This is a genomic window from Streptomyces sp. 8L (assembly GCF_020176795.1).
GTDB lineage: Bacteria > Actinomycetota > Actinomycetes > Streptomycetales > Streptomycetaceae > Streptomyces.
The window spans coordinates 1-10,719 of record NZ_JAIUKE010000427.1 but is presented as its reverse complement, the minus strand read 5'-3'; the positions used below and the strand labels follow the sequence as shown (position 1 = coordinate 10,719).

Below are 10,719 nucleotides of genomic sequence, written 5' to 3'. Positions count from 1 at the left end.
CGCTCCGCCGCGCCCCGCACACCGCGCCCCGCACACCGTGCGCACACCGACACGGCACACCGCGCCCCACACACCGCATGCGCACCGCATGCACACCGCACACCGCACACCGGCATCCCGCACACCGCACCACCCGAGAGGAGAGGCATGCGCCACCCCCCGGCGCCGAGAGCCATGGTCGTCGTCAACGGCGACGACCTCCGCCACGACCTGCTCAGCGCCGCCCAGGTCTTCCAGCAGCTCGGCATCGAGGCGGGGTTCGCCACCCGCAGGGCCATGGGCACGGGCCGGTTCGCCGACCCGCTCCCCCCGACGGCCCAGACGGACGTCTTCCTGCTCTACACGGCAGGCGGGCAGTTCGCCCCGCGCCAGCAGCGCGCGCTGGCCGCCGCCGTCGAGGCGGGCAAGGGCCTGGTAGGCGTGCACCGCGCCAACGCCCCGGGCCACCCGGAAGACGGCGCGCTGTCCGAGCTGTTCGGCAGCCGGAGCGGCCCGGAGGGCGACGGCGACGGAGGCCGTCACACCGTCGAGATCACGGCGGAGCACCCGATCACCCGCGGTGTGCGGGACTTCGACGTGCAGGACACCTACGGCGCCGTCGAGTTGGCCGGCGACGTGTCCGTGCTGGCCACCGGGCGCGGCCCGGACGGCGCCGCCGTGCCCGTACTGCACGCCCGGGAGGCGGGGGCGGGCCGGGTGGCGTATCTGGCGCTCGGCCACGACATGCGGTCCTGGGGCGAGCCGGGGGTGCGCGCCCTCGTGCGGGGAGCCCTGTGCTGGGCCGCCCACCGCGAAGGGCCCGGCGGCGAGCCGGCCGAAGACCGAAGGAGGACCGATGGGAACTGACACCGGAGAGATGGGAACCGGCGCCGGCGCCGCCCGCATCGGCGTCATGATGTACACCGTGCTCGAAGCGGCCAGGGCCGACCTGGAGGGCACGCTGGAGCGGATCGCCGCGCTGGGCTACGCGGGCATCGAGACCTACGGCCTGGTGGAGCACTTCGGGCCCGCGCGGGTCAGGGCCGCCATCGCCTCCGCGGGGCTCACCCTGACCAGCGCGCACGCCCCCTTCCCCGCGGGCCCCGGCGCCGGGGAGATCCTCGACCGCTACGAGGAGCTGGGCGCCGAGGTCCTGGTGTGGAGCATGGAGCGCGAGGAGTTCGACACCCCGGACGCGGTACGGCGCGGCGTCGAGCGGGTCAACGAGGCCGCGGAAGCGGCGGCCGGGCGGGGCATGCGGATCGCGTACCACAACCACTTCGCCGAGTTCTCGCAGGTCTTCGACGGAACGCAGGCCTACGACCTGCTCCTTGACCTGCTCGACGACCGGGTCCTGATCGAACTGGACGCCTACTGGGCCGTGATGGGCGGGGCCGACCCCGCCGAGGTCGTCGCGCGCCTCGGGCCGCGGGTGCGGTTGCTCCACGTCAAGGACGGACCGGCCCTCTCGTACGAGGACGACGTCATGGTGCCGGTGGGCGAGGGCCGGATCGACTGGACGCGCACCCTCACCGTCCCGTCGGGGCTGCGGTGGCACATCGTCGAACTCGAACGGCTGCACATCGACACCTTCGAAGCGCTCAGGCGCAGTTACGACCATCTCGTCGGCCGCGGACTCTCCCGCGGCGCGACCGCACCGGCGCCGGTCACACCGGCCCCCGACACACCGGCACCCGTCACACCGGCACCCTCCAAGGAGCGTTCATGAAGGTACTTTTTCTCGGCGGCGCCGGAATGATCGGTTCGGCCGCGGCGGCCGAGGCCGCGGCGCGGGGCGCGGACGTCACGGTGATCACCCGCTCCGAGCCCGCGCGGCTCCTCGCACCGGGCGTACGGGGGCTGCGCGCGGACGTCAAGGACACGGACGCGCTCCGCTCCGTGCTGGGCCGCGAGGAGTTCGACGCGGTGGTCAACTGGGTCGGTTTCACCCCTGACGACCTGCGGGGCCACCCGGAGTTCTTCACCGGCTCCGTGGGCCAGTACGTCTTCATCAGCACGTGTTCCGTCTTCGGGCGCCCGGTGCCGCAGCTGCCCGTCACGGAGTCGAGCCCGCGCCGCCAGCCGGTCTTCGGCTACCCGCGCGACAAGGTCGCGTGCGAGGTCTTCCTCGAAGAGGCGTACCGCTCGGCGGACCTGCCCCTGACGATCGTGCGGCCCTCCCACGTCTACGACCGCACGGTGATCCCCGTCCTGTCCGGCTGGACCGCGATCGAGCGGATGCGCGCGGGCCGGCCCGTCGTGGTGCACGGCGACGGCACCTCGCTGTGGTCCCTGATGCACTCGCGCGACTTCGCGCGCGCCTTCGTCCCGCTGCTCGGCAACGGCCACGCGGTGGGCGAGAGCGTCAACGTGGTCGGCGGGGACATCCTCACCTGGGACCAGATCCACTTGGCGCTCGCCGCCGCGGCCGGTGTCAGGTCCCCCGTCCTGCGCCACCGCTCCAGCGAGTCGATCGCCGTGGAACTGCCCAACTGGCGCGATGTGCTGGAGCACGACTTCCGGCACTCGATGCTCTTCGACACCTCGAAACTCCGGTCGCTCGTCCCGGGCTTCGCGCCCGCGGTCTCCTTCTCCGAGGGCGCCCGCGAGGTGCTGGCCCACTACGACGCCGACCCGGCGCTGCGGGTGGTCAACGACGACCTGGACCGTGCTTTCGACCGCCTGCTGGAGTGACTCCGGTGCGGACGCTCCACCGGAGTCCCCAGCAATACCAATACAAGACCAAAGTAAAACCACATGGTACGCTGAGGAGCCAGTCCATGCCGCGCCCAGCCCCCGCCCACCCCTGCGGCCGGCCCGAGAGGGAAAGAAAGAGGACACCGTGATCGGCGTCGGTCTGATCGGTTCGGGATTCATCGGCACCACCTACGCGGACGCGCTCACGGACGTACGGAACGCGGAACTCGTCGCCACCTACTCGCGCGACCCGGCACGGGCCGAGGCGTTCGGACGCGAGTGGGCCCCGGACGCCCGGCAGTACGGCGACATCGCGGAGCTGTGCGCCGACCCGTCCGTCGACCTCGTCGTGATAGCCCTGCCGAACGAGGCCCACCTCGGAGCGGTACGGGTGGCCGCCGCCGCGGGAAAGGGCGTGGTCTGCACGAAGCCGCTGGCCCGCACCGGCGCCGAGGCCGCGGAGATCCTCCGCGTCGTCCGCGAGGCGGGCGTCTGGCACGGCTACGCGGAGAGCTCCGTCTTCTCGCCCAACATCGCCAAGGCGCACGAGATGGTCGCCGCGGGGGCGATCGGCGACGTACTGACCATGCGGGCCCGCGAGGCGCACTCCGGGCCGCACGCCGCGCACTTCTGGGACGCGGAGACGGCGGGCGGCGGGGCGCTGATCGACATGGGCTGCCACACCGTGGAGTCCGCCCGGCACTTCTTCGGCAAGGACAATCCGATCGTCGAGGCCTTCGCCTGGGGCGCCACCCTCGCGCACGCCGACAGGACCACGGGCGAGGACACCGCGATCGCCCTGCTCAAGTTCGCCGGCGGCCAGCTGGCCACCGTCGAGTCGTCCTGGATCGAGAAGGGCGGCATGCAGCTGCGCCACGAGATCGTCGGAAGCGCGGGACGGCTCGTCACCGACACCGCCTCCACACCGGTGTGGGGGTTCATCGAGCACTCCGCGGGCCACCTCGTCGAGAAGGCCGACGCCGAGACCGGCTGGGTCCACCCGGTGCCCGAGGAGACCCGCGCCTACGGATTCAGCCAGGAGATGCGCCACTTCGCCGAGTGCTTCGAGCGCGGCGAGGCCCCGCTGGAGACCTTCGAGGACGGGCACATCGTCAACCGCGTCATCGACGCCTGTTACGCCTCCATGCGGACGGGGACGTGGGAAAAGGTCCAGGTACCCGAATGACCACGCCACGGACGGCACCGGCCGTCCTGCCCTCCGAATACCCCGAACCGCTGTGGCTCCAGGCCAAGGCGGTCCTGCTGGCACGGATAGCGAACGGGGAGGTGCCTCCCGGCTCCCGGCTGCCGCCGGAGCGTGAGCTGTGCCGGCTGCTGTCCATCTCCCGGGTGACCCTGCGCAAGGCGCTGACCGCTCTGGTCGAGGAAGGGGTGCTGCGCTCCGCCCACGGCCGCGGCTGGTACGTCACCACCGCCGAGCCCAAGGAATGGCCCAACACACTGGAGTCGTTCTCGGAGACCGCGCGGCGGATGGGGCTCCTGCCCACCTCCCGGGTGCTGCGGTGCGAACTGGGCACCTCGACGTACGACGAGGCCGAGGCGTTCCAGATGGCCCCCGGGACACCGCTCTACCGCGTCGACCGGGTGCGGATGCTGGACCAGGTGCCGATCGCCGTGGACGAGTCGCTCGTCCCCGCCGACATCGCCGCAGGCTTCGAGGGCGTCGACTTCGCGACCCGCTCCCTCTACGAGGTCATCACCGGACTCGGCTTCCACCTCGCCCAGGCCGACACGACGATCGAGGCCCGCTCCGCCGACGCGGAACTCGCCCGCCACCTCGACATCGACGTGGGCACGCCCGTACTGGACATGCGCCAGATCGTCCGCGACGGAACCCAGCGTCCGCTGCTCTCCTCGCTCATCCGCTACGCGGGCGACCGCTACCGGCTGCGTACGTCCTTCAGCAGGAGCGCCGACGGATGAGCCGGCCGCGCCCCGCCCTCCCCGCCCCGCCCGTACCCCAGGCACCCGCGCGGGCCCTGCCGCCCGGGGGCCCCGGGCCACTTCACGATCTGGAGCCCTCGTGACCCCACCGACGTACGACCAGACCTCCGTGGCGCGCGCCCTCGCCTCACCGCGCCCCGGCGAGATCGACGCGAGCCGGGCCCTGCTGCGGCGGGAGGGGCTCATGGGCCCCGACACGCACGTCGCGTACTTCGGCCTCGCCGAAGCGGACAAGCGCCAACTCCTCGCGGGACACCAGTCGCCGCGCCGCTTCCGCGTGCTGCTCCTCGACATGCGCTCGGGCCTCTCGTGGGACGTCGTGGTGTGTCCCGAGGAGGACCGGGTCGTCTCCCAGCGCGAGATCGACACGGCCGCCGAGGGCCATGTCCCGGTCCTGCCGGTCGAGTTCTCCCTCGTGGAGGAGGTCGTGCACCAGGACGAACGCTGGCTCGCCGCCATGGCGAGGCGCGGCCTGACCGATGTGTCACAACTGCGGGTCAACCCGCTGTCCGCCGGGGCCCCGGCCCCCGACGAGCGCGGGCGGCGGCTCCAGCGGTGCTTCACGTTCCTCCAGAAGACCCCGGACGACCTCGGCTGGGCGCACCCCGTCGACGGTGTGACCGTCGTGGTGGACGTGGTGACCCGCGAGGTCGTCGCGGTCGACGACCACGCGGACCTCCCGGTGCCCGACGAGGACGGCAACTTCCACGACGCCGCCTGGGTGGACATGGAGCCGAGGCCCGGCCTCAAGCCCATCGAGATCACCCAGCCCGAGGGCCCGAGCTTCACCATCGACGACAACGGGGTGCTCGACTGGCTCGGCTGGTCCTTCCAGATCGGCTTCGACCAGCGCGAGGGCCTGGTGATCCGCAACGTCCACATCGAGGACGCAGGACGGCGGCGGCCCGTCCTGTACCGCGTCTCCCTCGCCGAGATGATGGTGCCCTACGGCGACCCGAGCCCCCAGCGCTGGTTCCAGAACTTCTTCGACTGCGGCGAGTACCTGCTCGGCGGCTTCGCCAACTCCCTCGAACTCGGCTGCGACTGCGTCGGCGACATCACCTACCTCGACGCGGTGCTCGCCGACAGCGCCGGCGAGGTACGGGTCGTTCCCCAGGCGATCTGCGTCCACGAGGAGGACACCGGAATCCTGTGGAAGCACACCGACAACTGGAACGGCTCGGTCGACTCCCGCCGCAACCGGCGCCTCGTCGTGTCCTTCTTCGCCACCGTCGGCAACTACGACTACGGCTTCTACTGGTACTTCTCCCTCGACGGCTCGATAGAGCTGGAGGTCAAGGCGACCGGCGTCGTCTTCACCTCCGGCTACCCCGGGCCCGGTTACGCCTACGCCTCCGAACTGGCCCCCGGCCTCGGCGCCCCGTACCACCAGCACCTCTTCAGCGCCCGGCTCGACATGATGGTCGACGGGCACGACAACGCGGTGGACGAGGTGGAGGCCGCGGCCGTGCCCCGGGGGCCGCTCAACCCGACCGGTACGGGCTTCACCCAGACGCTCACCCGGCTGCGCACCGAGAAGGGCGCGGCCCGGCTCGCCGACAACACACGCAACCGGTCCTGGCTGGTGACCAACCCCTCGGTCACCAACCGCCTGGGAAACCCGGTGGGTTACATGCTCCACCCCGAGGGCAGGCCGGTCCTGCTCGCCGACGCGGAGTCGGACATCCACCACCGGGCGGCGTACGCCACCAGACACCTCTGGGTCACCCCCTACGCGGTGGACGAGAACTACCCGGCGGGCGATCTGGTCAACATGCACCCCGGCGACGCGGGACTGCCCGCCTGGACCGCCGCCGACCGGGGCGTCGACAACACCGACATCGTGCTGTGGCACACCTTCGGGCTCACCCACTTCCCCCGGCCCGAGGACTGGCCCGTGATGCCGGTGGACACCACGGGCTTCGCGCTCAAGCCGTACGGCTTCTTCGGGCGCAACCCGACGCTGGACCTCCCGGCGTCCGGCGGCGCGCACTGCTGCTCCGGCGGGCACGGCGGCTCCGGCGGGCACGACGCCCCGAGCGCGCACGGCTGTTGCGACGAGCACGGCGCTCCCGGCGGGCAGGGCTCTTCCGACGAGCACGGCGGGCACGGCGGTCCCGGCGGTCCCGGCGGGCACCCTCACGACCGAGGAGAGGCCGGAGCATGACGACCGAGCGCCCCCTGGGCATCCAGCTCTACAGCGTGCGCGACGACCTCGGGCCCGGCCGGCTCGACGGCACCCTGGCGCGGCTGGCCGACATGGGCTTCACCCACGCCGAGCCCTTCGACATACTCGGCGACCCGGCCGGGCTCGCCGCCGCGCTGCGGCGCAGCGGGCTGCGCGCCGCCACCGCGCACGCCGCGATCGACCGGCTCGACCGGGAAGCGGTGCTGGACGCGGCGGAGACGCTCGGGATCGGCACCGTGATCGTCCCCTGGGCCGACCCGGCGGCCCTCACCGACCGTGCGGGGGTCGAGGCACTCGCCGACGCCGTCAACAGCGCGTCCGCCGTCGCCGCCGGGCGCGGCATCCGCGTCGGCTACCACAACCACGACTTCGAGTTCGCCCAGCACATCGACGGGGTGCCCGTCTACGACCTGTTCGTCGGCCTGCTCGACCCGGCCGTCGTCCTCGAAGTGGACCTCTACTGGGCGGGCGTCGGCGGCGCGGACGTCTTCGAACTGCTGCCGCGCCTCGGCGAGAGGGTCCGCTTCCTGCACGTCGTCCAGGAACGCGAGCCCGGCAACGACCGCCCCGTCCTCGGCAGCGACACGACCGGGCGGCTGGACGAGATCCTCCCGCTCGCCCCCTCGGTCGAGATGCCGGTCGTGGAGGTCGTCGCCCACCACAGCGACGTGTTCCCCCTCGTCGAACGCAACGCCGCGTACGTCCGCGAGCAGGTGCGCGCGTGACGGCGCCGGCGCCCCGCGGGCCGACGCGGGTGGCGGTCGTCGGCGCGGGCAGCATCTCCGACGAGTACCTCCGCACGCTGAGCGCCAGTGGCGACATCGCCGTCACGGCCGTCGCCGACCTCGACACCGAGCGGGCGCGGGGGCAGGCCGAGGCGTACGGGGTCCCCGTCTGGGGCGGCACGGACGACGTGCTGCGCCGCGACGACGTCGACCTCGTCGTCAACCTCACCGTCCCGGCGGCCCACGCCGAGGTCGCGCTCGCCGCCATCGCCGCGGGCAAGCACGTATGGGGCGAGAAGCCGCTCACCCCCGACCGCGACACGGCACGCGCCGTCCTCGACGCCGCCAGGACCGCGGGTGTGGTCGTCGGCAACGCTCCCGACACCATCCTCGGCCCCGGCATCCGGACCTCCCGGCGGCTGCTGGCCGAGGGCGCCGTCGGACAGCCGCGCACGGTCCTGACCCTCATGCAGGGGCCGGGACCCGACGCCTGGCACCCCCGGCCGCGGTTCCTGTTCGAGAAGGGGGCCGGGCCGCTGTTCGACATCGGCCCCTACTACGTCACCACACTGGTCCACCTGCTCGGCCCCGTCGCCTCGGTGTCGGCCCTCGGCCAACGGCCGCGCGCCGAACGCGTCGTGGGCTCGGGACCCGACGCCGGGAGCTCCTTCCCCGTGGAGGTCCCCACGCACGTCAGCGTGGTCACCACCTTCGCGTCCGGTGTGATCGGCACCTCCGTCTACAGCTTCGACTCGCCGGTACGCCGCCAGCTCTTCGAGATCACCGGCGCCGACGGGACGATGGCGGTCCCGGTCAGCGGGTTCGACGGGCCGACGCGGCTGCTGACGGGCACCGGGGAGGACGCGTCCTGGCGTGATGTGCCGGCGGCCGGGCCGCCGGTGAGCCGCGGCGCGGGCGTGGTGGACATGGCGCGCGCCATCCGGGCGGGCACGACCCCACGGGCGAGCGGCGCGCTCGCGTACCACGTACTCGACGTCATGCTCGCGATCGAGGAGTCCGCCGCCGCCCGCGGAGCGCCGGTGGCGATCGGGAGCACCGCGCCACCGGTCTCGCCCATGCCGAGGCAGTGGGACCCGACCACCCGAACGTTCGACGCAACGGAGCAGAAATGAGTGACAGCTTCCTCGCCTTCGCGGCGGCCCGTTCGACCCAGGCCGAGTCCCTGGGCGCCGCGATCAGACGCCTGAGCGAATCGGTGTCATCCTTCGCGCGGGACGGACAACTGTCCGGCCCCGGGCCGGTGTTCGTGGGAATCGGCGCGAGCCTCGCGGCCACCTGCGCCCCCGTCTGGGAGCTGCGCAGCCGGGGAATCCACTCGTGGCGGCTCGGCGCGGGCGACCACCCGCTGCCGTTCCCCGCCAGTTCGCATCCGGTGTTCGGCGTCTCGCAGAGCGGCCGCAGCGCCGAGACGCTCGCCGTCCTGGAGTCGGTGGACACGGCGCGGCGGTACGCCGTCGTCAACGTCGTGCCCTCACCCATCGCCGACGCGGTGCCCGAGGCCGTCGGACTCGGCAACATCCCGGACAGCTACGCGTCCACGATCGGCTACACCGCCACCGTCGCCGCGCTCGGGATGCTCGCCGACGCCTGGGACGGCGGCCGGGTCCACGAGGGGTGGTCCAGGCTCGGGGAGACCTTCGCGACGGTCGAGCGGGAGATCGACGAGCACGTACGCGCGCTGGCGCCCCTGTTCGCGAACGCGACGTCGGCCGACTTCGTCGGCACCGGCCCCGCGGTCGGCTCCGCCGAGGAGAGCGCCCTGCTGTTCCGGGAGGTCGCCCGGATTCCCTCGACCGGGATGAGCACACGCCAGTACCTGCACGGCTCCATGGAGTCGGCGGGCGGCGGCGTCCACGTCCTCTTCGGCGACGAGCGGGAACACGCCATCGCCCGCACGCTGGCCGCCTCGGGACACCGGGTGATCCTGGTGACCGGCGAGCCCGTCGAGGACCCGAGCCCGCTGCTGCACACCGTGCCCGTGCCCCGCCTGCCCGCCGCACAGCGCGCCGTCATCGAGGTCCTGGTCGCGCAGATCCTCGTCGGAGCCGTCGCGGAGGTGCGCGGCGTCGACATCGAGGAGTTCGTGTTCCACAACGCCGACATCAAGGTGGCGGCGGAGAGGCCGGCCGTATGAGAGTCCTCGTCGGAGCGGACGTCGGTGGTACGAAGCTCGCCGTACGGGTGGAGACACTCGACGGCGTCGTACGCGCGGACACCCACCACCCGGCCGCCGGCTGGGAGGCGTCACCCGTGCGCGACGCCGCACGCTGGCTGGCGGAACACCTGGCACGGGCGGTCCCCGAGGGCGACGAGATCGCCGCGTTCGGGATCGGCGCGCAGGGGTGCGACTCCCAGGAGCACTGCGCCCGGCTCGCCGCGGCCGTCGAGGAGCTGGGCACGCCGGCCGCCGTCGTCAACGACGCCGCCCTGCTGATCCCGGCGGCCGGGCTCGACACGGGCATCGGGATCATCGCCGGGACAGGTTCGATCGGCGTCGGCGCGGACGCCGACGGCGCGGTGCTGTTCTCCGGCGGCTGGGGCTGGGTCCTGGGCGACGGGGGGAGCGCGCCCGCGATCGTACGCGAGGCGACGAAGGCCGCCCTCACGGCGTACGACGAGGGGCTCCCCGACGACGGCCTGCTGGCCGCCCTGCTGGAGCACTTCGGCGCCGGAGGACCGCAGTCCCTGGCCCGCAAGGTCAACGACGATTCCACCACGGGGAACTGGGGGCCCGGCGCGCCCGCGATCTTCCGCGCCGCCGACGCCGGCTCCGCGCTGGCCGCCGCCGTCGTCGACGAGGCGGCTGACCAACTCGCCCTGCTCGTCGCCCGGCTGGTCGCCCAGGGCGCGGCAGGGGACACCGTGGTGGCGGCGGGCAGTGTGATCGTGGGACAGCCGCGCCTCGCCGAGGGACTGCGGGAGCGACTGGCCCGCACGCACCCCGCACTGACCCTGCGGCTCCTCGATGAGGAGCCCGTGGCGGGCGGAGTCGTCCTCGCCCGCAGGAGATACGAGGCGGGGTGAGAGGTGCGAGGGGACACCGGGAGCGGGGCGTCCTGAGCGGGGCACGGGCGCCGCGCACCCGGCCCCCCCGGCAGCCGTCGCGGTGGCCGCGCCGGCGCGGGTGATGGTCACCTGCGCGTG

At 73.2% G+C, this 10,719-nt stretch carries 10 protein-coding genes; all 10 read left to right on the top strand.

Translation table 11 applies throughout. The annotated features are described in order from the left end of the window. Positions 1-147: 147 nt before the first annotated feature. The 10 genes from LCE31_RS29765 (at position 148) to LCE31_RS29720 (ending at position 10,599) form a co-directional block, all read left to right on the top strand. Positions 148-846 carry a ThuA domain-containing protein gene (locus tag LCE31_RS29765; protein WP_225019771.1) on the top strand — a complete coding sequence of 233 codons (699 nt, stop codon included), beginning with the start codon at positions 148-150 and terminating at the stop codon, positions 844-846. Further along, positions 836-1,708: a sugar phosphate isomerase/epimerase family protein gene (locus LCE31_RS29760; protein ID WP_225019769.1), complete on the top strand. Its 873-nt coding sequence runs from the start codon at positions 836-838 to the stop codon at positions 1,706-1,708. The genes LCE31_RS29765 and LCE31_RS29760 overlap by 11 nt, the downstream gene beginning before the upstream one ends. Then, positions 1,705-2,673: an NAD-dependent epimerase/dehydratase family protein gene (locus tag LCE31_RS29755; RefSeq protein WP_225019767.1), complete on the top strand. Its 969-nt coding sequence runs from the start codon at positions 1,705-1,707 to the stop codon at positions 2,671-2,673. The genes LCE31_RS29760 and LCE31_RS29755 overlap by 4 nt, the downstream gene beginning before the upstream one ends. 148 nt (positions 2,674-2,821) lie before the next feature. Then, entirely contained in the window at positions 2,822-3,862 is a 1,041-nt protein-coding gene (locus LCE31_RS29750) for a Gfo/Idh/MocA family protein (RefSeq protein ID WP_225019765.1), read from the top strand. After that, on the top strand, positions 3,859-4,620 hold the full coding sequence (locus tag LCE31_RS29745) for a GntR family transcriptional regulator (RefSeq protein ID WP_225019763.1): 762 nt from the start codon (positions 3,859-3,861) through the stop codon (positions 4,618-4,620). Before LCE31_RS29750 ends, LCE31_RS29745 begins: the two co-directional genes overlap by 4 nt. A 100-nt stretch (positions 4,621-4,720) precedes the next feature. After that, positions 4,721-6,808 carry a primary-amine oxidase gene (locus LCE31_RS29740; RefSeq protein ID WP_225019761.1) on the top strand — a complete coding sequence of 696 codons (2,088 nt, stop codon included), beginning with the start codon at positions 4,721-4,723 and terminating at the stop codon, positions 6,806-6,808. After that, entirely contained in the window at positions 6,805-7,554 is a 750-nt protein-coding gene (locus LCE31_RS29735) for a sugar phosphate isomerase/epimerase family protein (RefSeq protein ID WP_225019759.1), read from the top strand. Before LCE31_RS29740 ends, LCE31_RS29735 begins: the two co-directional genes overlap by 4 nt. Continuing rightward, positions 7,551-8,687, top strand: coding sequence for a Gfo/Idh/MocA family protein (locus tag LCE31_RS29730; protein WP_225019757.1), 1,137 nt, complete (start codon positions 7,551-7,553; stop codon positions 8,685-8,687). The genes LCE31_RS29735 and LCE31_RS29730 overlap by 4 nt, the downstream gene beginning before the upstream one ends. Beyond that, on the top strand, positions 8,684-9,709 hold the full coding sequence (locus LCE31_RS29725) for an SIS domain-containing protein (protein WP_225019755.1): 1,026 nt from the start codon (positions 8,684-8,686) through the stop codon (positions 9,707-9,709). Before LCE31_RS29730 ends, LCE31_RS29725 begins: the two co-directional genes overlap by 4 nt. Continuing rightward, positions 9,706-10,599 carry an N-acetylglucosamine kinase gene (locus LCE31_RS29720; RefSeq protein ID WP_225019752.1) on the top strand — a complete coding sequence of 298 codons (894 nt, stop codon included), beginning with the start codon at positions 9,706-9,708 and terminating at the stop codon, positions 10,597-10,599. The genes LCE31_RS29725 and LCE31_RS29720 overlap by 4 nt, the downstream gene beginning before the upstream one ends. Positions 10,600-10,719 lie beyond the last annotated feature (120 nt).